This is a genomic window from Klebsiella sp. 141153 (genome assembly GCF_032601995.1).
GTDB lineage: Bacteria > Pseudomonadota > Gammaproteobacteria > Enterobacterales > Enterobacteriaceae > Klebsiella > Klebsiella aerogenes.
In genome coordinates, this window is sequence record NZ_JAQIRJ010000018.1 from 12644 (window position 1) to 35621 (window position 22978).

The 22978-nt window shown below is 58.0% G+C and carries 20 protein-coding genes and 1 pseudogene; 11 read left to right on the top strand and 10 right to left on the bottom strand.

All coding sequences use genetic code 11. The features are described from left to right. Positions 1 to 2: 2 nt before the first annotated feature. Positions 3 to 233, bottom strand: coding sequence for a tautomerase family protein (locus tag PGS10_RS24195; protein WP_045397673.1), 231 nt, complete (start codon positions 231 to 233; stop codon positions 3 to 5). Positions 234 to 293: 60 nt separating this feature from the next. Between PGS10_RS24195 and PGS10_RS24200 the strand changes: the two genes are divergently transcribed. Further along, positions 294 to 752 carry a winged helix-turn-helix transcriptional regulator gene (locus PGS10_RS24200; RefSeq protein WP_047046525.1) on the top strand — a complete coding sequence of 153 codons (459 nt, stop codon included), beginning with the start codon at positions 294 to 296 and terminating at the stop codon, positions 750 to 752. Between the two features lie 68 nt (positions 753 to 820). Here the strand turns inward: PGS10_RS24200 and PGS10_RS24205 are convergent, their stop codons facing one another. Together PGS10_RS24205 and PGS10_RS24210 are read right to left on the bottom strand one after the other, a co-directional pair. Further along, the gene (locus tag PGS10_RS24205) at positions 821 to 3220 is read right to left on the bottom strand and encodes a membrane-bound PQQ-dependent dehydrogenase, glucose/quinate/shikimate family (protein ID WP_316423598.1); all 2400 of its coding nucleotides are present in this window, start codon (positions 3218 to 3220) and stop codon (positions 821 to 823) included. A 320-nt stretch (positions 3221 to 3540) separates the two neighbouring features. Further along, entirely contained in the window at positions 3541 to 4455 is a 915-nt protein-coding gene (locus PGS10_RS24210; RefSeq protein WP_047078444.1) for a DUF535 family protein, read from the bottom strand. 313 nt (positions 4456 to 4768) lie between these two features. On the opposite strand from PGS10_RS24210, the gene PGS10_RS24215 reads away from it, so the two are divergent. Next, a complete protein-coding gene (locus tag PGS10_RS24215; RefSeq protein WP_015705194.1) occupies positions 4769 to 4909 on the top strand; it encodes a hypothetical protein in 141 nt (46 codons plus the stop codon). Between the two features lie 46 nt (positions 4910 to 4955). On the opposite strand, the gene PGS10_RS24220 is transcribed toward PGS10_RS24215, so the two are convergent. Continuing rightward, positions 4956 to 5846, bottom strand: a complete 891-nt coding sequence (locus PGS10_RS24220) for a LysR family transcriptional regulator (protein ID WP_020079025.1) — start codon at positions 5844 to 5846, stop codon at positions 4956 to 4958. Positions 5847 to 5986: 140 nt separating this feature from the next. On the opposite strand from PGS10_RS24220, the gene PGS10_RS24225 reads away from it, so the two are divergent. The 6 genes from PGS10_RS24225 to PGS10_RS24250 are packed head-to-tail and all read left to right on the top strand — an operon-like array spanning position 5987 to position 11712. Continuing rightward, a complete protein-coding gene (locus PGS10_RS24225; RefSeq protein ID WP_047046533.1) occupies positions 5987 to 6694 on the top strand; it encodes a CoA transferase subunit A in 708 nt (235 codons plus the stop codon). Between the two features lie 2 nt (positions 6695 to 6696). Continuing rightward, a complete protein-coding gene (locus PGS10_RS24230) occupies positions 6697 to 7353 on the top strand; it encodes a CoA transferase subunit B (RefSeq protein ID WP_047046538.1) in 657 nt (218 codons plus the stop codon). A gap of 9 nt (positions 7354 to 7362) precedes the next feature. Beyond that, positions 7363 to 8544, top strand: coding sequence for an acetyl-CoA C-acetyltransferase (locus tag PGS10_RS24235; RefSeq protein ID WP_316423600.1), 1182 nt, complete (start codon positions 7363 to 7365; stop codon positions 8542 to 8544). 11 nt (positions 8545 to 8555) lie between these two features. Then, positions 8556 to 9479, top strand: a complete 924-nt coding sequence (locus PGS10_RS24240; RefSeq protein WP_316423601.1) for a 3-hydroxyacyl-CoA dehydrogenase family protein — start codon at positions 8556 to 8558, stop codon at positions 9477 to 9479. Positions 9480 to 9526: 47 nt separating this feature from the next. Further along, the gene (locus tag PGS10_RS24245) at positions 9527 to 10918 is read left to right on the top strand and encodes a GntP family permease (RefSeq protein WP_045397687.1); all 1392 of its coding nucleotides are present in this window, start codon (positions 9527 to 9529) and stop codon (positions 10916 to 10918) included. Positions 10919 to 10941: 23 nt separating this feature from the next. Further along, on the top strand, positions 10942 to 11712 hold the full coding sequence (locus PGS10_RS24250) for a 3-hydroxybutyrate dehydrogenase (RefSeq protein ID WP_032707870.1): 771 nt from the start codon (positions 10942 to 10944) through the stop codon (positions 11710 to 11712). A gap of 62 nt (positions 11713 to 11774) precedes the next feature. Here the strand turns inward: PGS10_RS24250 and PGS10_RS24255 are convergent, their stop codons facing one another. Then, the gene (locus tag PGS10_RS24255) at positions 11775 to 12647 is read right to left on the bottom strand and encodes a LysR family transcriptional regulator (protein ID WP_045397688.1); all 873 of its coding nucleotides are present in this window, start codon (positions 12645 to 12647) and stop codon (positions 11775 to 11777) included. Between the two features lie 106 nt (positions 12648 to 12753). Here PGS10_RS24255 and budA point away from each other — a divergent pair, with 106 nt between their 5' ends. The 3 genes from budA to PGS10_RS24270 are packed head-to-tail and all read left to right on the top strand — an operon-like array spanning position 12754 to position 16015. Then, positions 12754 to 13533 carry an acetolactate decarboxylase gene (gene budA / locus PGS10_RS24260; protein ID WP_316423602.1) on the top strand — a complete coding sequence of 260 codons (780 nt, stop codon included), beginning with the start codon at positions 12754 to 12756 and terminating at the stop codon, positions 13531 to 13533. A gap of 9 nt (positions 13534 to 13542) precedes the next feature. After that, positions 13543 to 15222 carry an acetolactate synthase AlsS gene (alsS, locus tag PGS10_RS24265; RefSeq protein WP_047046546.1) on the top strand — a complete coding sequence of 560 codons (1680 nt, stop codon included), beginning with the start codon at positions 13543 to 13545 and terminating at the stop codon, positions 15220 to 15222. 22 nt (positions 15223 to 15244) lie between these two features. Continuing rightward, entirely contained in the window at positions 15245 to 16015 is a 771-nt protein-coding gene (locus tag PGS10_RS24270; RefSeq protein WP_045397690.1) for a (S)-acetoin forming diacetyl reductase, read from the top strand. A gap of 265 nt (positions 16016 to 16280) precedes the next feature. Here PGS10_RS24270 and PGS10_RS25200 read toward each other — a convergent pair whose 3' ends face one another. From PGS10_RS25200 to PGS10_RS24290, 5 genes and pseudogenes are all read right to left on the bottom strand, one after another. After that, positions 16281 to 16805, bottom strand: a complete 525-nt coding sequence (locus PGS10_RS25200) for a tetratricopeptide repeat protein (protein ID WP_430915640.1) — start codon at positions 16803 to 16805, stop codon at positions 16281 to 16283. 18 nt (positions 16806 to 16823) lie between these two features. After that, a pseudogene (ccmI, locus tag PGS10_RS24275) lies at positions 16824 to 18983 on the bottom strand (c-type cytochrome biogenesis protein CcmI); the annotation flags it as partial. 79 nt (positions 18984 to 19062) lie between these two features. After that, positions 19063 to 20406: a c-type cytochrome gene (locus PGS10_RS24280; RefSeq protein WP_196796513.1), complete on the bottom strand. Its 1344-nt coding sequence runs from the start codon at positions 20404 to 20406 to the stop codon at positions 19063 to 19065. 10 nt (positions 20407 to 20416) lie between these two features. Continuing rightward, positions 20417 to 22201, bottom strand: a complete 1785-nt coding sequence (locus PGS10_RS24285) for a GMC family oxidoreductase (RefSeq protein ID WP_045397725.1) — start codon at positions 22199 to 22201, stop codon at positions 20417 to 20419. 2 nt (positions 22202 to 22203) lie between these two features. Beyond that, positions 22204 to 22953: a gluconate 2-dehydrogenase subunit 3 family protein gene (locus PGS10_RS24290; RefSeq protein WP_161799853.1), complete on the bottom strand. Its 750-nt coding sequence runs from the start codon at positions 22951 to 22953 to the stop codon at positions 22204 to 22206. Positions 22954 to 22978 lie beyond the last annotated feature (25 nt).

Below are 22978 nucleotides of genomic sequence, written 5' to 3' on the forward strand. Positions count from 1 at the left end.
GATCATCGTTTAGCGGCAAATTTTGCCGCTATCATCTCCGCTGTCGGCTGTATTCCTCCGAGACTCCACTGTTCCGGCTCGTGTTCATCAATGCGGATCCAGACGGACTGACGGAATTGCGGATCGCCCCGGCCTTCAATTTCCACCATGAGGTCAGTCATGCGACGCAGCAGTTCATTCTTCTGTTCAGCGGTCATGATCCCTTTAATCGTTTGCACATTAACAAAAGGCACAGTATTCTCCTGATTAACTGAGTCTATATTTCAAACTCAGGTTAGGAGATAACCTAAATCATGTCAAAAGATAATTCATCCCCTTACCTGCCCGCGGAACTTTGCGGCCTGGCGGAAAGCGCTAAAATTGTTGGCGATCAATGGATTTTATTGATTTTAAGAGAGGCGTTTTACGGCGTGACGCGTTTCGAAACGATTCGCGCTCATACCGGAATGAGCAAACAGACGTTAACTCAGCGTTTAAAATTGATGGTTGATGTGGGGCTACTACGTAAACTTCCCTATCGCGAAGCGGGGGCGCGTGAGCGTTATGAATATACGCTGACCGAAAAGAGCCGCAGCCTGGCGCCGGTTCTTTTTGCCCTGATGGAATGGGGGCATCAGCAACTCTTGCATACGTCGCCGCATATCCAGTTAGTAGATAAAACCAGCGGTGCGCCGGTGTCTCTGGCCTACGTCAATGCCGCAGGGCAGCGTATTGCGCAAAGCGATGTTCAGATAGTAAAAGTCCAGGATTGACCCCTGCAACACGCGGGCTGTCAGCCAGTAACAGGTCCCGTTTCCGGGACCTGTTTCGTGTAAGGAGGTTAGTCCTCCAGCGCGTAGGCGATGATATCGTCACCGACGTCCGGCGAGTGGCTGGCACCGCCGGCGGAAATCAGCACGTACTCTTTGCCGGTTTTCGGCGATTTGTAGACCAGCGGCGCCGCTACCGCGCCAACCGGCAAGCGAGCGCGCCACAGCTCTTTACCGCTGGCGGAATCCAGCGCCCGCAGATAGTTATCCTGGGTACCGGCGAAGAACACCAGGCCCGAGGCGGTGGAGGTTGGGCCGCCCAGCGTCGGCATTCCCAACGGGATATGCAGATGGGTTTTCATCCCCAGCGGCCCGGTATCTTCTACCGAGCCCATCGGCACCTGCCACAAGAGCTGACGGTTGTTCAGGTCAATAGCGCTCATGGTACCAAACGGCGGGGTATTACAGGGCACGCCCAGCGCGGACTGCAGGATGTCGATACGTACGCCGCCGTAAGGCCCGGCAACTTGCGGGCGAACGGTGCCCATAAAGCCAGGGACTTCGTCGGTGGAGACTTTGTATTTCGCCATCTCTTCTTTGCGCACCAGCGACATCCGCAACGGCATACGCATATCGTTGACGAACAGCGTGCCGGTACGTTCATCGATGGTGATGCCGCCCCAGTTCATGCCGCCGAGCAGGCTTGGCCACTCGATATACGGTTTCTCTGACGGCGGCGTATACATGCCAAGGTAGGTCGACTCTTTAAAATCGATACGGCACATTAGTTGGTCGAACGGCGTCACGCCCCACATTGATTTTTCGCTCAGCGGCTCGACGCCTAACTGCGGCATGCCGGTAGAGAACGGCTGGGTGGCAGACAGATGTTCGCCCTCCGCTCCCTGATGAGCGACCGGCAGTTCTTCGACGCGGGTCACCGGTTTGCCGGTGCGGCGGTCGAGCACGTAAATCTGTCCGGTTTTGGTGGTCTGGATCAGAACCGGGACGTCCTCGCCCTGCTCGTTTTTCATGTGGAACAGTACCGGCTGCGATGGCAGGTCGTAATCCCAGATATCGTGGTGAACGGTCTGGAAAACCCATTTTGTTTTACCGGTACTGGCATCCACCGCCACCACCGCGGAGCCATATTTCTCTTTCGCTTCATTCCGATCGCCGCCCCAGTAGTCCGGCGGCCCGTTACCGGTCGGCAGATAAACCAGATTCAGCTCTTTATCAAAGCCGGGAATGGTCCACACGTTCGGGGTTTCGAGCGTATAAACGCGGCCTTTTTCCGGGTCGGTGATATTTTCCGGCTTGCCGACATCCCAGGCCCAGACGACTTTACCATCGCGTACGTCAAAAGCGCGTACGACCCCGGATGGCTCGCCGTGTACGATATCGCGTACCCAGCCGCCCAGCACCGCAATATGCCCCATGATCACCGGCGTTGAAGTCGGATGGTAGCGTTTGCTGTTTTCGGTGTCGCCCATGCCCTGCTTCAGATCCACGCTGCCGTGGTCGCCGAAGTCATCGCACAGTTCGCCGGTTTTTGCATTCAGCGCCAGCAGGCGCGCATCCACGGTCGATACCATGATCCGCTGCGGACACTGTTGCAGCGCCGGGCTCGCTTTTTCTTCCGCGCTGAGCGTATCGTCGCTCTGCACATCATAGTAACCCACGCCGCGGCAGGTCACATGTTCCGCTGTCTGCGCGTGCGGGTCAAAGCGCCAGCGCGCCTTGCCGGTATCGGCATCAATGGCGGTCACCACGTTAAGCGGCGTACAGGAATACAGCGTATCGCCAATTTGCAGCGGCGTATTTTCGTCAACGCCAATGGCCGGGCCGGTCAGGCGGCGGCCTGTGTGGTAGGTCCAGGCAACTTTCAGCTTATGAACGTTTTCCGGGGTAATATCTGTATACGGCGCAAAACGGGTGCCGGAGGCATCGCGGCCGAAGAACTCCCAGTTATCGCTTTTTGCCGCCTGCGTCGCGCTGTTGCCATTCGCCGCTTTCACGACGCCATTATGGATGCCGCCGTGCGGGTAGAACGCCGAAACCAGCGTCGCCAGCAGCGCAATAAAGATAACCGTCGCGCTCCAGTTCGCCAGACGCACGCGGGCCACCGGCATCGCCGCCGCCAGCCACAGGGCCAGCATCAGCATCAGCGCAGGAACCACCAGACGAGGGATCAAGCCCCAGTAGCTGAGCTGCACTTCGTACAGAGCCCAGACCAGAGTCAACAAAAAGGTCATCACAGCAAGAGGAAGCGCGTATCGACTACGAGTGAAGTAACCGACGGCGATGATGAGATAAGCGAGACCGGCTAACAGATACCAGGCGCTGCCGCCGAGCGAGAGCAGCTTGCCCCCCCAGATAGTTAAGAAAATCCCAATGCCAAAACTCAGTAACACAAAAAGCAATCGGTATATGGTGAAGAAGATCCTTCGACCATGACCTTTTTGTTCGTCCATATTTCATCCCATTCGACATATGTCGATATAACCAAAGCATTTATTTTAAAGCGCCGATCGATAAGCGATGCCGTACAGCGCAGTTAACCTGTTGGTTGGACGCCCCAAATCAGGGCGAAGAACGTAAGAAAGTATATGGACATGTAAATTTTATGTAAAATTTAACCGCATAAAATGTTTAAAATTTTTTAATTTATAAACTGGATTTGATAGATGAGCAGGTTGTAAAGGAGAGTGGTGTTAGACGGGGCCGCAAGGAAGAAGATGGCATCAATCATGGCTTGCCGACCCGCCGCCCCCGGCGAATCGGCAATCCAGTATTATGGTTGGTTGGTGTTGTCACCGACGCTAATCTGCCGTAATGCAGCGATCAGATCCAACTGCGCCTGCTCTTTTAAACTCTCACGTTTAATGAACTGGCTGCGATGTTTACTTTTCACCTCTTCAAGACTTTTTTTAATCTCTTGTGAAGGTAATTTGTACCAACCGCGCCGCTGCTTCTCGCCGCCGATTTCTAACCACAACTCTGAGTAACTGGCTTTCACCTTGTCGCTCTTCACATGGTAGTCGCTGTCGATGGCGTAGATCTCACGGATATTAAAGTGGCGCAATAACCCGTACAGCAAGGTGATAATCAGGTTTTTTGGCCGCGTGCCGTAGAGCTCTTTGGTCAACGCCTTCACTTCATCGTTGCTAATGTCTTTACCGCCCTGAATACCGCCAATCCACGCGCTTCCTTGATCCGTGCAGGAAAAACAGACGCTATATACGCGTTTATTTTCAAAGAACATCTGCAGCATCAGTTCCCCCTCTTCCTGGAACGGCGAGGCCAGAAGTTTCACTTCCAGGCTGGTTCCATTCTTCAACGGGATGGTAATCATCGAGCAACCGAACGACGATACATTATACAACTGCGGTAATATTTCCGCCTGAAAGCTTTTTTCAATAAAATTCAAAGCGCCATGGGCAATATTCAGTTTAGCTCTTTTCGACATTCGCTTATTTAAATATGCCTTAAAAGGCTTATCTTCAAAATGTACCAGCCCCGGCGTCGCACTGGTCAATTTTGCACATGTGTATGTCTGGCAAAGCCGTTGATATTCCTTGTACTTACCTCCTGTTAAAGGTATTTCGCGACATTTTCGCAATACCTTTTTATATTTAAGTTTTACGTGACAAATGACTTTATTATTTCTCCGCCATTCTTTGATGGCAGATGCTGTTATCGATACCATTGATCAAGGTCCATAGACTCATCCATAATCGCGGCCATATTACCATATCTGAAACGGGTCAATCGTTATTTACTGGTTCGTTGTCATTTCATTTAAGAAACAATCCGAAAATTATCATTTTATGCTTTCATATAATAAATGAATAATGTCAACTATGAATAATAGCGGTTATTGACTAATACCCCCCACTCCGCTACCAAAAACAAGCTGACGATTAACGCTCTGTGCGATAGCTTCGGGCGCGGGGTGCAACCTTCCATTGTTTTGACCTATACTCTGCCGACAGTCAAAAAAGTAGCAAAGTGGGTAACTCATGGAAATTGATCTCGACAACCTGGTGTTTAGCGGCCTGGAAGAAGCGGAAGAACGTAACGCTGAACGCCTGGACGAAGCGGACAAAAAAGCACAGGCGATTGTTGCCGATGATGATTGCGGCGATGCCTGCAAAATCTGATGATTAAACCGGCTAACCAGGCCGGTTTTTTTTATCTGTGAACGACCTAAGCGGGCAGAAAACCCTTCAGCGTTTCCAGCAGCGCCTGCGCCGCTTTCGACAACTGCATATGTCCGGCGTGAATAACGCCAATACACTTTTCAATCGGCGGATCGCTTAATGGCAGACAAACCGCTCCCAGCGACTGCATCTGCGACTGGCATAACGCGGGCACCGCGCTGCCGCCCAGACCGCTGGCGACCATCCGCCCGACGGTGACCAACTGATGACTTTCCAGCGCCACGTCCAACTGGCTGCCGCTGCGCGCCAGCTCTTCTTCCAGCATCAAACGCACCGCCGACGGTCGCTGCAGGGTAATGAAATCCAGCGTCAGCAGTTCACGCCAGCTTAACTGCTTTTTACTCGCTAAAGGCGACGTTTTCGGTACGATCGCCACAAAGCGATCCACCGCCAGCGGCGTAAACAACAAATTGTTGCCGGGCGATGGCTCAAACGCGATCCCCATCTCCACCCGGCCTTCGCGCACCATCTCAATCACCTGCTCATTAATCACGTCATGCACCGTCACGTTGACTCCCGCATAGCGGTCGCGAAAGGCTTTAAGCACTTCCGGTAGCACGTTAGCGGCAAACGACGGCATCGCGGCGACGGAGATCTTTCCCCGCTGCAGGGTGAAACTTTGCCGCATCGCCTCTTCGGCATTGTCCCAGTCCGCCAGCAGCTGGCGGGCCATCGGCAGAAAGGTCTCTCCCTCCTGGGTTAAGGTCACTTTGCGGGTGCTGCGCTGCAGCAACGCGCCGCCAAGCGCCTCTTCCAGCCCCTTGATGGTCAAACTCAGCGCCGGCTGCGACAGGTTCAGGCGCTCGCTGGCGTGAGCGAAATTGAGAGTGTGAGCTACCGCTAGAAACGCGCGTAACTGTTTGACACTCATTCTCATTTTTCCACCTGTTAACTAATTGAAAGAATTTAGTTAACGATAAATTAATAAAAAATCCAAATGAGTGGGTCACAAATTCAAAATTATCAAATCAGTCGGCGCCCTTAATGATAGAGCCATCGCAAGGCAGGAGAAAAATGATGGCAGGACTGGATAAGCGCGTCGCCAGCTATGAAGCGGCGCTGGACGGATTAACCGATGGCATGACGTTACTGGCCGGCGGCTTCGGCCTGTGCGGCATTCCGGAAAACTTAATTGCCGAGGTCAAACGCCGCCAGGTACAGGGCCTGACGGTAGTTTCTAATAACTGCGGCGTCGATGGCTTTGGTCTCGGCATGCTGCTGGAAACGCGCCAGGTGCGCAAAGTCGTGGCTTCCTACGTGGGCGAAAACGCCCTCTTCGAACAGCTGGTACTAAGCGGCGAACTCGCCGTGGAGCTGACGCCGCAAGGGACGCTTGCCGAGAAAATTCGCGCCGGCGGCGCCGGGATCCCCGGATTCTATACCGCGACCGGTTACGGCACGCCGGTGGCGCAAGGCAAAGAAGTGCGTCAGTTCGACGGTAAAAATTACATTCTCGAAGAGGCCATTCGCGGCGATTTCGCCCTTGTTAAGGGCTGGAAAGCCGACTGGTACGGTAACGTGGTCTACCGCCATACCGCGCAGAATTTTAACCCGTTGATGGCCACCGCCGGGCGGATCACGGTAGTGGAAGTCGAAGAAATCGTCGCGCCAGGCGAACTCCCTCCTTCCGCCATCCACACGCCCGGTATTTATGTCGACCGGCTGATCGTCGGGCAATTCGAAAAACGTATTGAACAGCGCACGCTGCGCGCCGGAGGGAACTGAACATGTTAACTCGCGAACAAATGGCGATGCGCGTCGCCCAGGAACTGCGCGACGGCGATTATGTCAATCTCGGTATCGGCATTCCCACGCTGGTCGCTAACTATATTCCCGCCGGTATTGAAGTGATGCTGCAGTCGGAAAACGGCCTGTTGGGGATGGGCGAATTTCCCGATGAGTCAACGATTGATGCCGACATGATTAACGCCGGCAAGCAGACCGTTACCGCACAAACCGGGGCGGCTATCTTTGACTCCGCCCAGTCCTTCGCCATGATCCGCGGCGGCCACGTCGATCTCACGGTTCTGGGCGCTTTTGAGGTCGATGTCGCGGGCAATATCGCCTCGTGGATGATCCCCGGGAAAATGGTGAAAGGCATGGGCGGCGCCATGGATCTGGTGGCCGGCGCGCAAAACATCATCGTGGTGATGACGCACGCTTCGAAAAACGGCGAATCCAAACTGCTGGCGCAGTGCACCCTGCCGCTCACCGGCGCGGGCTGTATTCGCCGGGTACTGACCGATCTCGCGCTGCTGGAAATTAGCGACGGCGCCTTTGTTCTGCGCGAATACGCTCCCGGCGTCAGCATTGACGAAATTGCCCGTAAAACGGCTGGACGGTTGGTCATTGCCGATGACGTCCGCGAAATGCGCTTCAACTAAGGAGGCAATATGAAAGAAGTCGCTATCGTCTGCGCGCTACGTACGCCAATCGGCAGTTTTCGCGGCGCCTTATCTTCCCTTTCCGCCGTCGAGCTTGGCGCCGCCGTAGTGCGTGGTCTGCTTGAACGCACACAGCTACCGGCCAGCGCCGTTGACGAACTGATTTTTGGTCAGGTATTAACCGCCGGCTGTGGACAGAATCCGGCGCGACAAACCGCGCTGCGCGCCGGGCTACCGGTTGAAACCCCGGCCGTTACCGTCAATCTGGTTTGCGGTTCCGGGCTGAAAGCCGTGCAACAGGCAGTACAGGCCATTCGCAGCGGCGAGGCGGAGATCGTTATCGCCGGCGGCCAGGAGAGCATGAGCAATGCCCCGTATCTGGTTCAGGGCGCGCGCGATGGCCTGCGCTTCGGCCATGCCAGCATGCAGGACAGCATGATTCAGGACGGATTATGGGATGCGTTTAACGACTATCACATGGGCATCACCGCCGAGAACCTTGCCGACGCCTTTGACATCTCCCGCCCCCAGCAGGATGCCTTCGCCGCCCTTTCGCAGCGCAAAGCCGCCGCCGCGATAGCCGCCGGACGCTTTCAGGCTGAGATAGTGCCGCTTAGCGTCCCTCAGGGTAAAAAAGCGCCGCGCAGGGTGGACGCAGACGAACAGCCGCGCCCGGAAACCAGCGAACAACAGCTGGCGCAGTTGCGCCCGGCCTTCCGCACGGAAAATGGTAGCGTCACCGCGGGCAATGCCTCTTCGCTCAACGATGGCGCGGCGGCAGTCTTATTGATGAGCGTCGATAAAGCGCGGCAGCTTGGCTTGCCGGTGCTGGCGCGAATAGTCAGCTCTGCGGTGGCCGGCGTCGATCCGTCCGTGATGGGTATCGGCCCGGTAAGCGCTTGCCGGAAGGCGCTGCAGCGCGCCGGGTGGGCGCTGGATGAGGTGGATCTCATCGAAGCCAACGAGGCCTTTGCCGTACAGGCGCTGGCAGTCGGTAAATTGCTGGAGTGGGACAACCAGAAGGTCAACGTCAATGGCGGCGCTATCGCGCTCGGCCACCCGATTGGCGCCTCAGGATGTCGCATTCTGGTTAGTCTGCTGCACGAAATGCAGCGCCGCGATGTCAGCAAAGGCCTGGCGACGCTTTGCGTCGGCGGCGGTCAGGGTATCGCGATGACCATCGAACGTTAACAGGAGCCACTATGTTTACACCACAACTGGCGGTACTGGGCGCCGGCCTGATGGGCGTCGGCATCGCCTGCCATTTTGCCCGCCACGGCCACGCCGTACGCCTCTACGACACCGACCCGGCGCGCATTAGCGAGATCGAGAACGTCGCCGCCGCCATTTTGCGCGAGCTTGAAGAGTGCGAGCAGTTTGACGCCGCTCAGCGTGCGTCGGTGCTCTCGCGCCTCTCCGGCACCACGGCATTAGGCGATCTTGCTGACGCCAGCTTGCTGATCGAAGCGATTCCGGAGCGTCTGGCGCTCAAGCACGCCTTATACCGGGAACTGGAAACGCTGATCGCCGACGAAGCTATCATCGCCAGCAACACCAGCGGACTACCGCCGGATCGGCTGGCGCAGGGTATGCGGCATCCGGAGCGCTTGTTAATCGCCCACTTCTGGCATCCGCCGCATTTTATCCCGCTGGTGGAAGTGGTGCCGGGTAGCGCTACCCTGCCGCATCTCGCCAACCAGGTCAGCGACTTTTTATCCTCCTGCTCGCTGGAAGCGGTAGTGCTCAACCGCGCCGCGCCGGGGTTCGTCGGCAACCGACTACAGTTCGCCCTGCTGCGCGAAGCGCTGCATATCGTCAAGAGCGGCATCGCTTCGCCGGAAGTGGTCGACAAAGTGATGCGCGCCTCGCTCGGCCGCCGTTACGCGATGGTCGGCCCGCTGGAAGCCGCCGATATGACCGGTCTGGCGACCGTCCAGGATATCTGCCAGCACCTGCTGCCGGAACTGGCCACGGGCAGCGACATGATGTCGCTGGTCGCCGACAAGGTCGCGCAAGGCGATACCGGCGCCCGTAGCGGGCAAGGTTTTTATCGCTGGGATGAGGCCCGGCAGAAACGAATACAGTCGCGCCGTGAACATCAGCTGCGCTACGCCCTGAAACCGTAACTTCTCGTTTTGTACCCCGACAATAACAATGATAGTGAGGAGTCGTAATGAGTGTGTTGATCGCCCTGGCCGCGCTGGCATTACTGATGCTGGCTGCGTATCGTGGATACAGCGTTATCCTGTTTGCCCCTATCGCCGCGCTTGGCGCGGTTCTGCTCACCGACCCGAGCGCGGTAGGCCCCACCTTTACCGGCCTGTTTATGGAAAAAATGGTCGGTTTCGTGAAGCTCTATTTTCCGGTATTCCTGCTCGGCGCCGTCTTTGGCAAGCTGATTGAGCTGTCGGGCTTCTCACGTTCGATCGTCGCCGCCGCGATTCAAATTCTCGGGCGGCGACATGCGATCCCGGTGATCGTGCTGGTCTGCGCCCTGCTGACCTACGGCGGCGTTTCGCTGTTCGTGGTGGCGTTTGCGGTCTATCCCTTTGCCGCCGAACTGTTTCGCCAGAGCGGTATCCCGAAGCGGCTGATCCCGGCAACCGTCGCGCTGGGCGCGTTCTCCTTCACTATGGATGCCCTGCCGGGCACCCCGCAGATCCAGAACATTATCCCCACCAGCTTTTTTGGCACCAACGCCTGGGCCGCCCCCTGGCTTGGGTTGATAGGTTCACTGTTTATCATCACCTTCGGTTTACTGTGGCTGGAACGACAGCGGCGTAAAGCGCTCGCGAATGGCGAGGGTTACGGTACCGATCTGCAAAACGAGCCGCAGACGCCGGATAACATCAATCTGCCGCATCCGCTGATCGCCATTGCCCCGCTGCTGCTGGTCGGCGTGCTGAACCTGCTGTTTACCCGCTGGATCCCGCAGTGGTATGGCGCCAGCCACGAGCTGACTCTGCCTGGGCTTGCCAAACCCATCGTCACCGAGGTCGGCAAAATCACCGCTATCTGGGCCGTCGAGGCCGCGCTGCTGTCCGGCATCGTCGTGGTGCTGTTGTTCGGATTTCGCAATATCCGCGGCCGTCTGGCGGAAGGCAGCCGTACGGCGGTGGGTGGCGCGATCCTCGCGGCGATGAATACCGCTTCGGAATATGGTTTCGGCGCGGTGATTGCCGCCCTGCCGGGTTTTCTGGTGTTGTCGAAAGCACTGACCGCTATTCCCAATCCCCTGTTAAACGAGGCGATAAGCGTCACCGTACTGGCCGGGATCACCGGTTCCGCCTCCGGCGGAATGAGCATCGCGCTGGCGGCGATGTCAGATACCTTCGTGGCCGCCGCGCACGCCGCCAATATCCCGCTTGAGGTACTGCACCGCGTCGCGTCGATGGCCAGCGGCGGCATGGATACCCTGCCGCATAACGGCGCCGTCATCACGCTGCTGGCAATCACCGGCTTAAGTCATCGCCAGGCTTACGGCGGCATTTTCGCCATTACGCTTATCAAAAGCCTCGCGGTTCTGTTTGTCATTGCCGTGTTCTATTTAACCGGCATTGTCTGATGCCTGATGTAAGGAGTAACGAAATGAATTTAAACGGTAAAACAGCGTTGGTCACCGGCTCCACCAGCGGTATTGGTTTAGGCATTGCCAAAGTACTGGCGCAGGCCGGCGCGCAGCTGGTGTTGAATGGTTTTGGCGACAGCACGAGCGCGCGAGCCGAGGTTGCCGCGCTGGGTAAAATTCCCGGCTATCACGATGCCGACCTGCGCGACGTCGGGCAAATTGAAGCCATGATGCGCTATGCCGAAAGCGAATTTGGCGGCGTCGATATTGTGATTAATAACGCCGGTATCCAGCATGTTGCGCCGGTGGAGCAGTTCGCGGTGGAAAAATGGAACGATATTCTGGCGATAAATCTGTCCAGCGTTTTCCACACCAGCCGCCTGGCGCTGCCGGGCATGCGCGAGCGCAACTGGGGGCGGATTATTAATATTGCCTCCGTGCATGGGTTAGTCGCCTCGAAAGAGAAATCCGCCTATGTCGCCGCTAAGCATGGGGTGATTGGTTTTAGCAAAACGCTGGCGCTGGAGACCGCGCGTACCGGCATTACCTGCAACGCGATTTGCCCCGGTTGGGTGCTGACGCCGCTGGTTCAGCAGCAGATCGATAAACGTATCGCCGAGGGGGCCGACCCGGAGCAGGCCAGAGCGCAGCTGCTTGCCGAAAAACAACCCTCCGGCGAATTCGTGACGCCTCAGCAACTGGGGGAAATGGCGCTATTTTTATGCAGCGACGCCGCCGCGCAGGTTCGCGGCGCGGCGTGGAATATGGATGGCGGCTGGGTGGCGCAGTAACGCTAACCCAACGGAGAAAAGGTCAGCGTATCTCCGTTGGGTCACGCTATGCGCCCCGGGAATTAGAACATCTCCAAAAATCGCTTCACCGTACGCGAGCGCTCAAAACGGCGCCAGGCGATGGCAATATCGGTCTTAACCGGCGTCCCCTGTATCGATTGATAGCTGACGTTGGGCAGCGCGATACAGGTCATCGACTGCGGCACCAGCGCGAAACCAAATCCGGCGTTTACCATACTCAGCGACGATGAAATCTGCGACGACTGCCTGGCGCGGTTCATATCAATACCGGCGCGCAGGCAGCTATTGAACACCAGCTCATACAAACCCGGCGCCACTTCACGCGGGAAGAGGATCGGCGCGACGTCCCGCAGCTGCTCCAGCGCCAGCGTTGGCTCCGCTGACAATGGATTATCGCGCGGCAGTGCGATGACCATTGGCTCCTCATCAATGATACGCAGATTAAACGCCTTGCTGCTTTCGCACGGCAGGCGGACAAAGGCGATATCGATCTCCGCCTCGCTCAGCGCCGCCATCAAATTCGCCATGTTGCCTTCCTGTTGATGGAGGGCGACGCCCGGATGTTCTAGCTGAAAACGGTGCAGCAAGGTGAAGATTTGCGGATGGAAAGCATCAGAACTGGTAATACCTAACGACAGACTGCCGTTCATGCCGCGGGCAATGCCCTTGGCCTTTTCCAGCGCCGCATCGCTCAGCGCGAGGATTTGGCAGGCATCTTCATAAAAGGACTCCCCGGCTTCGGTCAGCTCCACCCCGCGGGTTAGCCGACGCAACAGCGGAGTGCCAACCTCTCGCTCAAGCCGCTGAATTTGCTGACTTAACGGTGGCTGTGAGATACCCAGTTCTTTCGCTGCCCGGGTGAAGTGCCGCGTCCGGGCGACGGCGACAAAATAGCGTAGATAACGAAGTTCCATATCGAAAACGTCTCAAACCAGCATGGTTTCTATATTGGAACTGTGAGCTGAATCGGGTCAACCTTTATTTAACCTTTCTTATATTTGTTGAACGAGGAAGTGGCTCATGAATCATGCTTCAGATTGCACCTGCGAAGAGAGTCTGTGTGAAACGCTACGCGCGTTTTCCGCCCAGCATCCCGATAGCGTGCTATATCAAACTTCGCTGATGAGCGCCCTGCTTAGCGGCGTCTACGAAGGTACCACCACCATTGCGGACCTGCTGAAGCACGGCGATTTCGGGCTCGGCACTTTTAATGAACTCGACGGCGAGCTGATCGCGTTTAGCAGCCAGGTGTATCAACTGCGTGCCGACGGCAGCGCGCGTAAAGCGCGTCCGGAACAGAAAACCCCGTTTGCGGTAATGACCTGGTTTCAGCCGCAGTACCGTAAAACCTTTGACCATCCGGTCAGACGCCAGCAGCTGCATGAGGTTATTGACCAGCAAATCCCTTCCGACAATCTGTTCTGCGCGCTGCGAATCGATGGTCATTTCCGCCACGCCCATACCCGCACCGTGCCGCGTCAGACGCCGCCCTACCGGGCGATGACCGACGTACTCGACGATCAGCCGGTGTTCCGCTTTAACCAGCGTGACGGCGTACTGGTCGGTTTTCGTACCCCACAGCATATGCAGGGAATTAACGTCGCCGGCTATCACGAACACTTTATCACCGATGACCGCCAGGGCGGCGGCCACCTGCTGGACTACCAGCTCGACAGCGGGGTGTTGACCTTCGGCGAAATTCATAAGCTGATGATCGATCTTCCCGCCGACAGCGCGTTCCTGCAGGCCAATTTGCATCCCGACAATCTCGATGCCGCCATCCGTTCAGTAGAAAGTTAGGAGGTTCACATGGACAAACAGTATCCGCTGCGCCAGTGGGCGCACGGCGCCGATCTGGTCGTCAGCCAACTGGAAGCGCAAGGTGTACGCCAGGTCTTCGGGATCCCCGGCGCTAAAATCGATAAGGTTTTCGACTCGTTACTGGACTCCTCAATCCGCATTATTCCAGTGCGCCACGAGGCCAATGCCGCCTTTATGGCCGCCGCGGTCGGGCGTATTACCGGCAAAGCGGGCGTCGCGCTGGTGACCTCCGGTCCGGGCTGTTCCAACCTGATAACCGGCATGGCCACCGCTAATAGCGAAGGCGACCCGGTGGTGGCATTGGGCGGCGCGGTCAAACGCGCCGATAAAGCCAAACAGGTGCATCAGAGTATGGACACGGTGGCGATGTTCAGCCCGGTCACCAAATACGCCGTGGAAGTGACCTCGCCGGATGCGCTGGCGGAAGTGGTTTCTAATGCCTTTCGCGCCGCCGAGCAGGGGCGCCCGGGCAGCGCCTTCGTCAGCTTGCCGCAGGATGTCGTCGATGGTCCGGCGACCGGCAAAGTGCTGCCCGCCAGCAGCGCGCCGCAGATGGGCGCCGCGCCTGACGAGGCAATCAATCAGGTCGCGAAGTTGATTGCCCAGGCGAAGAATCCGGTGTTCCTGCTTGGATTGATGGCCAGCCAGACGGAAAACAGCGCCGCGCTGCATCGTTTGCTGGAAACCAGCCATATTCCGGTCACCAGCACCTATCAGGCCGCCGGGGCGGTCAATCAGGATAACTTCTCGCGCTTCGCCGGGCGCGTCGGGCTGTTTAACAATCAGGCCGGTGACCGCTTATTGCAACTGGCCGACCTGGTTATCTGCATCGGCTATAGCCCGGTGGAATACGAACCGGCGATGTGGAACAGCGGCAACGCGACGCTGGTACATATCGACGTACTGCCCGCCTATGAAGAGCGTAACTACACGCCGGATGTCGAGCTGGTGGGCGACATCGCCGGCACGCTGAACAAGCTGGCGCAAAATATCGATCATCGGCTGGTGCTCTCGCCGCAGGCCGCTGAAATCCTCCACGACCGCCAGCATCAGCGGGAACTGCTTGACCGCCGCGGAGCGCAGTTGAATCAGTTCGCCCTGCACCCGCTGCGCATCGTTCGCGCCATGCAGGATATCGTCAACAGCGACGTCACGCTGACGGTCGATATGGGCAGCTTCCATATCTGGATCGCCCGCTATCTCTACAGCTTCCGCGCCCGTCAGGTGATGATCTCCAACGGTCAACAAACCATGGGCGTCGCCCTGCCGTGGGCCATCGGGGCCTGGCTGGTCAATCCGCAGCGCAAAGTGGTCTCGGTCTCCGGCGATGGCGGTTTTCTGCAATCCAGTATGGAGCTGGAAACGGCGGTCCGCCTGAAAGCCAACATCCTGCATCTTATCTGGGTCGATAACGGCTACAACATGGTCGCTATCCAGGAAGAGAAAAAATATCAACGCCTGTCCGGCGTCGAGTTCGGGCCAATGGATTTTAAAGCCTATGCCGAATCCTTCGGCGCGAAAGGGTTTGCGGTGGAAAGCGCTGATGCGCTGGAGCCGACGCTACGCGCGGCGATGGACGTCGACGGCCCGGCGGTGGTCGCCATCCCCGTGGATTATCGCGATAACCCGCTGCTGATGGGCCAGCTACACCTGAGTCAGATTCTTTAAGTCATCACAAAAGGAAATGGAAATGAAAAAAGTCGCACTTGTCACCGGCGCCGGTCAGGGCATTGGTAAAGCTATCGCGTTACGCCTCGTGAAGGACGGTTTTGCCGTGGCGATCGCCGATTACAATGACGCCACTGCAAAAGCCGTGGCGGATGAAATCAATCAGCACGGCGGCCGGGCCATCGCGGTCAAAGTCGATGTTTCCGACCGCGAGCAGGTGTTTGCCGCCGTCGAACAGGCGCGGAAAACGCTGGGCGGATTCAACGTCATCGTCAACAACGCCGGGGTTGCGCCATCGACGCCTATTGAATCCATTACGCCGGAGATTGTCGACAAGGTCTACAACATCAACGTTAAAGGGGTGATCTGGGGGATTCAGGCGGCAGTCGATGCCTTTAAAAAAGAGGGTCACGGCGGCAAAATCATCAACGCCTGTTCGCAGGCCGGCCACGTTGGCAACCCGGAACTGGCGGTCTACAGCTCGAGCAAATTCGCCGTACGCGGTTTAACGCAAACCGCCGCACGCGACCTGGCGCCGCTGGGTATTACCGTCAACGGCTACTGCCCGGGGATTGTGAAAACGCCGATGTGGGCCGAGATCGATCGTCAGGTCTCCGAAGCGGCCGGTAAACCTCTGGGCTATGGCACCGCAGAATTCGCCAAACGCATCACCCTTGGTCGCCTGTCGGAGCCAGAAGATGTCGCCGCCTGCGTCTCTTATCTTGCCAGCCCGGATTCCGATTATATGACCGGTCAATCGCTGCTGATCGATGGCGGCATGGTATTCAATTAATAAAAAAATAAGCTCTGACATGGTTTGCCCCTGCCTGTTCGCAGGGGCTTTTTTTCGTCTGTTACGCCGTTATTTTGCCGGGTGGCGGCTACGCCTTACCCGGCCTACGGCCCTGCCGGTACCAATGGCCTCAAAACCCCCGGTGGCGCTGCCGCTTACCGGGGCTACAGCGCTGTGCGATTTGGTAGCCCGGAGAAGGCGCAACGCGCCGCCTCCGGGCCCCCCCCTGTGCGACAAAACCGTTGCCAACCGCTAACAGTATCTACTACCGAGCCTGCTGCGCCTGCGCCAACTGGCGGGCAATCGCCTCGCGGCGGGCATCGCCCTCCGGCAACAACATCAGTAGCTGCTGTAGCGCCGCTACCGCCTGCGGATAGTCTTCATTACGTACCGCGCTGAGCGCCAGCATCTCCAGCACCGGCAGGTTTTTCGGCTGCCGCTGATGCAGCTCGCGCAGCAACAGCTCGCCCATCCGCATCTGCGCGTTATCGCCCGCCCGTACCAGCGCGCTGGCGTAATCAAAACTTGCCGCCGGGTCATCCGGCGCCAGCTTATGCGCCCGCCCGAACGCGCCGATCGCCGTCTCGCCATCGTTTAGCAGCAGGCCAAGCCGCCCAAGCAGTTGCCAGCCGGCGAGATCGTCAGGGCTATCCTGCAGATGGCTGCGCAGCCCAAGCCTCAACTGGGCCAACTCATCCATCCGCAGCGGCGCCGCGGTCGGATCTTTCGCCTGCGCCAGCAGCGCGGGATAATGGCGCTCGCTTTGTCGCCACAGCAGCACCTGACCCACATCGCTGGTTTTCAGATAGAGCCCGCCGCTGACGAAAACCAATAATAGCGCCCCCGGTAACAGCAACCAGCGGCTAAGCGGCCGAACGCGCGTCGGTTCCTGCGGCGAAATATCCGCCAACAACGTACGTTGCAGCTCGACGATCATCGCTTCATTACTATCAGTACGCTCCTGCTCAAGTTCGCGCAGTCGGGACTGGTACAGCGAGCGGTTGATGTCATTGCGATCCGCTGCTGTTTTCTGTTGCCGCGACCGGCGGTAACGCGGATCGAGCATGCAACAGAGCCCACCCAGCGCCATCAGTACGCCGCCGTACCAGATCCAGCGCACGAACGGTTTATAGTACAGACGCACCGCCCAGCTGCCATCATCCAGTTCTTCACCCAGCGCGGCGTAAAGATCGCGGGTAAACCCGCCGCTGATGGCCGCTTCGGTCATCATCATTCGGCTGGCGGTGTAAAAGCGTTTTTCAGCATACAGCGTGGCTTCCGGGCGACCGTTGCGGCTGACGGCAATCACCCCCTCGCCGCCGCTCCAGTTCGGCCCGACGATATTACGCACGCCCTTGAAGACGAAGTGATAACGATGAATATCGAGGCTGTCGCCAGCCCGCATGCGGACATCGCGCTCGATGCTGTAGTTCTGGCTGAAGGTGATGCCAATAACGGTTACCGCCACGCCGACATGGCCGAGAACCATGCCCCACTGGCTGCGCGTTAAGGTACGCAGGCCGCGCCAGAAACCGTGGCGATGCGTGGCCCGCTCGTGGACTTCAATCAGCGCAAAGATAAGCACCCACAGCGCCATCATCAGGCCGATGACCGCCATCGCGGTGATGCGGTCCTGAAGCAGCCATGGCAACGCCAGAGAAAGTGACAACGTCACCAGAAGAGATATCGCCAGTCGTTTAAGCTGTTTACCCGGCAGGTCGCGCCGCCAGCGAATCAGCGGCCCCAGCCCCAGCAGCAGCGCAAACGGCGCCATCAGCGCGGTGAACATGGTATTGAAGAACGGTTCGCCGATCGATATCGTCCCCAGACCCAGCGCTTTGTGCACCAGCGGCAGCAGCGTGCCTAACAGCACCACCAGCATCGCGGCCATCAGCAGAATATTGTTGCCAAGCAGGAACGACTCGCGCGACCAGAGCGTATGTTCCACTCGCGCCCGCACTCGCCCGCCTTTCACCGCATACAGCAGCAGCGAGCCGCCAATCGCGAGGGTCAACAAGGCAAGAATAAACATCCCGCGCGCCGGATCGGAGGCAAAAGAGTGCACCGATACCAGCACGCCGGATCGCACGAGAAAAGTCCCCAGCAGGCACAGCGAGAAAGCCGCCAGCGCCAGCAGCACCGTCCAGGCGCGAAAGCTGCCGCGCTTTTCGGTTACCGCCAGCGAATGCAGCAACGCGGTACCAACCAGCCACGGCATAAACGAGGCATTTTCCACCGGGTCCCAGAACCACCAGCCGCCCCAGCCCAGTTCGTAATAGGCCCACGCCGAGCCCAGCACGATCCCAAGTGTCAGGAACATCCACGCCGCCTGCGTCCACGGGCGCGACCATCTCGCCCATGCGGTATCCAGCCGCCCCGCCAGCAGCGACGCAATCGCGAAGGCGAAGGCCACCGAGAAGCCAACGTAGCCCATGTAAAGGATTGGTGGATGAAAAATCATCCCGATATCCTGCAACATAGGATTGAGATCGCGGCCATCTACGGGATACAGCGGCAGGCTACGGCTGAACGGATTGGAGGTGAACAGGATAAATAGCAGGAAACCGAAGGCGATCATCCCCATTACCGCCAGCACCCGCGCCACCGCGTCGGAAGGCATCTGCCGGCTGAAGAGCGCGACGGCGAACGTCCACACGCTGAGCAGCAGCACCCACAGCAGCAAAGAGCCTTCGTGCGCTCCCCAGGTGGCCGCCACCCGGTACCACACCGGCAGCGCGGTGTTGGAGTTTTCCGCCACGTAGCGGATGGTGAAATCATTGATTACAAAGGCATGCACCAGCAGCGCAAACGCGCCGATGATGCAGATAAACAGCGCACAGGCCAGCGGCCGGGCTAATGCCATCAGCCATCGTTCCTGACGCGCCGCGCCCCATAGCGGAAAGATACTTAGCAGCAGCGCCAGCCCCGCCGCCAGACACAGCAGATAGTTGCCCAGTTCCGGCATCATGGCTGTGTCCCCTGTTGTTCAGGTGTCATCACGTTTTTTACCTCAGGCGGGGCGAATCCAGTGCCCCGCCCCGGCCCAGTTACTCTGCAGCAGCCGGCAGTTTCGAGACGTCGGCGTTACCTAACGCCTTTTCATCGCGAATCATCGACTTATCTTTACGTACTTTCGCCACATCGCTGGCGCTCACCGGCGGCGCGTTGTTGCCCCAACTGGTGCGGATGAAGTTGACCACATCCGCGACCTGTTGATCGTCAAGGCGCCAGCCGAACGACGGCATGGTCAGGTTCGAGACCGCATCCTTCACCGCCGGCGTGGTGTTGCCGGTCAGAATGATGTGAATCAGCGAGGTCGCATCTTCAGTCTGTACCACCGGGTTGCCTTTCAACGACGGGAACGCGCGTTTATAACCGACGCCGTCGGTACGGTGGCAGGCGGCGCAGTTATCGACGTACAGCGCCGCGCCGGTTTTGCTGTCATCGCCTTTCCACAGATCTTTCGCCACGCTATCTTCAACCGGAGCTGGCGTCTGTTTACCGCCGCGCGGCGGTAACGACTTCAGATAGCGGGCAATAGCGGTGATATCGTCATTCGAGAGATACTGCAGACTGTGCTCAACCACGTCGCTCATGCCGCCGAAGACCACGGATTTATCATTGCGCCCGGTTTTCAGGAACTCGGCCAGCTCGGCTTCGCTCCAGCTCCCCAGACCGTCGCGATTTTCACCGCGCAGGCTGGAAGCCACCCAACCGTCAATCGGCGCATTGCTACCCGCCAGGTAATCATCGCCTTCGCTTTCGCTAAGCGCTTTTTCCTGCATCGTCAGGCTACGCGGGGTGTGGCAGGCGCCGCAGTGGCCAAGCCCTTCCACCAGATAACGACCGCGCTCCAGTACCGGATCCACCTGCGGATTGGCGACAAAGTCGCTCGGCGTCGGAGCGAAGATGCCGCGCCAGAACGCCAGCGGCCAGCGCATCGACAGCGGCCACGGGATGTCCGTGTCTTTGTTGGCGACGTTCACCGGCTCCACGCCGTGCATAAAGTAGGCGTACATGGCGCGCATATCCGCTTCGTTGATACGGGCGAAGGAAGGATACGGCATCGCCGGATAGAGCGTGGAGCCGTCTTTACGCACGCCTTTACGCACCGCGTCGTCAAACTCTTCGAAGGTATAACCGCCAATACCGTTCGCTTTGTCCGGCGTGATGTTGGTGGAATAAATGGTGCCGATCGGCGTTTCCATCGGCAAACCGCCGGCAAAAGGTTTGCCCTCTTTACCGTTGGTGTGGCAGGCCACGCAGTCGCCGGCGCGCGCCAGATATTCGCCCTGCTTAATCAGATTGCTGTCCGCGGGCGCCTCTTCGGCGAACGCCGCGCAGCTTAACGCACCGAGAACCAGTGCCGATAACCATTGCATTTTCATGATTTGCTTTCCCTTATGCCTGCACCAATGGACCCGGATTTCTCAGGTACTGTTCGCGGATAGCCTTCGCCGACCAGTAGGCCAGCGCGGCAACGGTACCCGTCGGGTTGTAGCCCAGCCCCTGCGGGAAGGCGGAAGCGCCGATGACAAAGACGTTATGCACGTCCCAGCTCTGCAGATAACGGTTCACCGCGCTGGTCTTCGGATCTTCGCCCATCACCGCGCCGCCGTTCATATGGGTGGTCTGGTAGCTGGTGGTGTCAAAGTGGCTATTGGCGTTTTTCGGGCTGCCGAGCATATATTTCGGCTTCATCGCTTTGGCGATCGGCGCCATCTTATCGAACATAAACTGCGCCATCTTGATGTCGTTTTCCTGCCAGTCGAAGGTCATGCGCAGCAGCGGCTGACCAAAGACGTTTTTGTAGTTCGGATCAAGATCGAGGTAGTTCTGGCGATAGGACTGATGCGCGCCGTGGGCATCCATCGACAGGTGGTGCGTGTAGGTGTCGGCCACCGCCGATTTCCACTTACTGCCCCACGCCGGGGTACCCGGAGGCACCGGCAGGCCGGAGATAGGCTTGGTCCCCGCCTGGTTAACCCAGAACGGCGAACCGCCGACGAAGCCCGCCGCACCGTGATCGAAGTTATCGGCGTTGAAGTCATCGACGCCGACGCCGTTGCCGCCCGCACCGATGAACGGGTTGGTGAAGGTATCTTTATCGAAAATGGCCTTGATAGTGGTCATGTTTTGATAGGCGAAGTTACGCCCGACCACCCCTTCGCCAGTCTCAGGATTGTACGGTTTACCAATCCCGGAAAGCAGCATCAGATGCACATTATGGAACTGGAAGGCGCCGATAATCACCAGATCCGCCGGCTGTTCCATTTCACGGCCCTGACCGTCGACATAGGTCACACCGGTGGCGCGGGATTTATCGTCAGTCAGATTGACCTTCAGTACGTTGGCGTTGGTACGCAGTTCAAAGCGTTTTTCCTGGCGCAGCGCCGGCAGGATGTTCACGTTCGGCGAGGCTTTCGAATACATATAGCAGGCGTAGCCGCTGCAGAAACCGCAGAAGTTACACGGCCCCATCTGCGCGCCATACGGGTTGGTATAGGAGTCGGAGGTGTTTGCTGACGGCAGGTTATAGGGATGATAGCCCACTTCCAGCGCCGCTTTTTCAAACAGCTGCGCCGACCAGGTATTTTTCTGCGCCGGCAGCGGGAAATCGTCCGAGCGATCCGGCGCGAAGGCGTTACCGCCGCGGCCTTTACCGACAACCTTCCCTTTGACCGACCAGGCGGTACCGGAGGTGCCAAAGACTTTTTCCGCTTTATCGAAGAACGGTTCCAGTTCGTCGTAGGTGACGCCGAAATCCTGGATGATCATATCCTGGGGAATGAAGTTTTTGCCGTAGCGCTCTTCATAGTGGCTGCGCATACGCAGTTCGATCGGATCGACGCGGAAATGCACGCCGGACCAGTGCAGACCCGCGCCGCCAACGCCGGTGCCCGGCAGGAAGGCGGCCAGTTGACGGTAGGGAACCGCCTGCTGGCTGGTGTTGTGACGAATCGTCACCGTGCTTTTAGAGAGATCCTGGAACAGCTTGCGGCGGATGTTATAGGTCAGCTCATCGATAACCTGCGGATAAGCGCCGTCCGGCCAGGTATCGCGCATCGGACCGCGCTCCAGCGCGACGACGTTGAGCCCCGCTTCGGTCAGCTCTTTGGCCATGATCGCGCCAACCCAGCCGAAGCCAACGATCGCCACATCGGTTTTTTTCAATACGGTCGCCATGATTACGCCCTCTCCCCATTAATTGATACCGGTGGGAAGGGATAGCGTTCGCCTCGTTCAACCCAGTCCATAAAGTCGGCGCGCGCGCCGGGAAAATTAATCAGCGTCCAGCCGACCATGCCTTTATTGCCGCCATGGATAGGGTCGCTAAAGAAGCCTTCGCGGGTGTTTTGCAACAGATAGGAGAAAAACAGCGAGGCCGGCAGCTGTTTGAACTGCGCCTTGCCGGATTCCCACAGACCGAGCGCCTCATCCTGCTGCTCGCCGCTCAGTTCAGCAAAGCTCTTGTGATACTGGTTTTGACACCACTCTTCGGCATCGGCGATACCGAGGTTATAAATCTGTTTTGGTACCAGCGGCAGCTGGTAGCCCATCTCTTTCGGTACGTCGGGGTTAAATGGCCCCTGCATATACCAGATGGAACCGGTAGCATAAGGGGTGTTGAGCTGACGGTCGATAAATTCCGGCACACCGGCCTCTTTGGCGCCGGGACCGAGTTCATCGGCCGGGATTAAGCGAGCGACGGCGGCGTTGATAAACAGCCACTCGCGATCGTTGAAGAATTGCGGCTTCCAGTCGCTGGATGCCGCGTTGCCACCGGCTGAGGGTGCGGAGGCCGCCTGTGCCGTGGCGCTCGCCGCCACGCCAATGGCGCCCACGCTGCCGCCGCCGATGACTACCGTTGGAATCAAGGCCATTGATTTTACTAAAAAATCACGCCTTGAATTGTTGGTTTTCTCGCTCGACATAATCACATTCCTGTCAATTAAAAATACT

Bases quoted from the DNA above. Each gene is read 5' to 3' on its own strand.
- PGS10_RS24245 (WP_045397687.1), top strand. From the start codon at position 9,527: ATGAGTGTGTTGATCGCCCTGGCCGCGCTGGCATTACTGATGCTGGCT.
- PGS10_RS24235 (WP_316423600.1), top strand. From the start codon at position 7,363: ATGAAAGAAGTCGCTATCGTCTGCGCGCTACGTACGCCAATCGGCAGT.
- PGS10_RS24285 (WP_045397725.1), bottom strand. From the start codon at position 22,201: ATGGCGACCGTATTGAAAAAAACCGATGTGGCGATCGTTGGCTTCGGC.
- PGS10_RS24240 (WP_316423601.1), top strand. From the start codon at position 8,556: ATGTTTACACCACAACTGGCGGTACTGGGCGCCGGCCTGATGGGCGTC.
- PGS10_RS24200 (WP_047046525.1), top strand. From the start codon at position 294: ATGTCAAAAGATAATTCATCCCCTTACCTGCCCGCGGAACTTTGCGGC.
- budA (WP_316423602.1), top strand. From the start codon at position 12,754: ATGAATCATGCTTCAGATTGCACCTGCGAAGAGAGTCTGTGTGAAACG.
- PGS10_RS24205 (WP_316423598.1), bottom strand. From the start codon at position 3,220: ATGGACGAACAAAAAGGTCATGGTCGAAGGATCTTCTTCACCATATAC.
- PGS10_RS24220 (WP_020079025.1), bottom strand. From the start codon at position 5,846: ATGAGAATGAGTGTCAAACAGTTACGCGCGTTTCTAGCGGTAGCTCAC.
- PGS10_RS24255 (WP_045397688.1), bottom strand. From the start codon at position 12,647: ATGGAACTTCGTTATCTACGCTATTTTGTCGCCGTCGCCCGGACGCGG.
- PGS10_RS24270 (WP_045397690.1), top strand. From the start codon at position 15,245: ATGAAAAAAGTCGCACTTGTCACCGGCGCCGGTCAGGGCATTGGTAAA.
- PGS10_RS24210 (WP_047078444.1), bottom strand. From the start codon at position 4,455: ATGGTATCGATAACAGCATCTGCCATCAAAGAATGGCGGAGAAATAAT.
- PGS10_RS24225 (WP_047046533.1), top strand. From the start codon at position 5,987: ATGGCAGGACTGGATAAGCGCGTCGCCAGCTATGAAGCGGCGCTGGAC.
- PGS10_RS24215 (WP_015705194.1), top strand. From the start codon at position 4,769: ATGGAAATTGATCTCGACAACCTGGTGTTTAGCGGCCTGGAAGAAGCG.
- PGS10_RS24230 (WP_047046538.1), top strand. From the start codon at position 6,697: ATGTTAACTCGCGAACAAATGGCGATGCGCGTCGCCCAGGAACTGCGC.
- PGS10_RS24250 (WP_032707870.1), top strand. From the start codon at position 10,942: ATGAATTTAAACGGTAAAACAGCGTTGGTCACCGGCTCCACCAGCGGT.
- alsS (WP_047046546.1), top strand. From the start codon at position 13,543: ATGGACAAACAGTATCCGCTGCGCCAGTGGGCGCACGGCGCCGATCTG.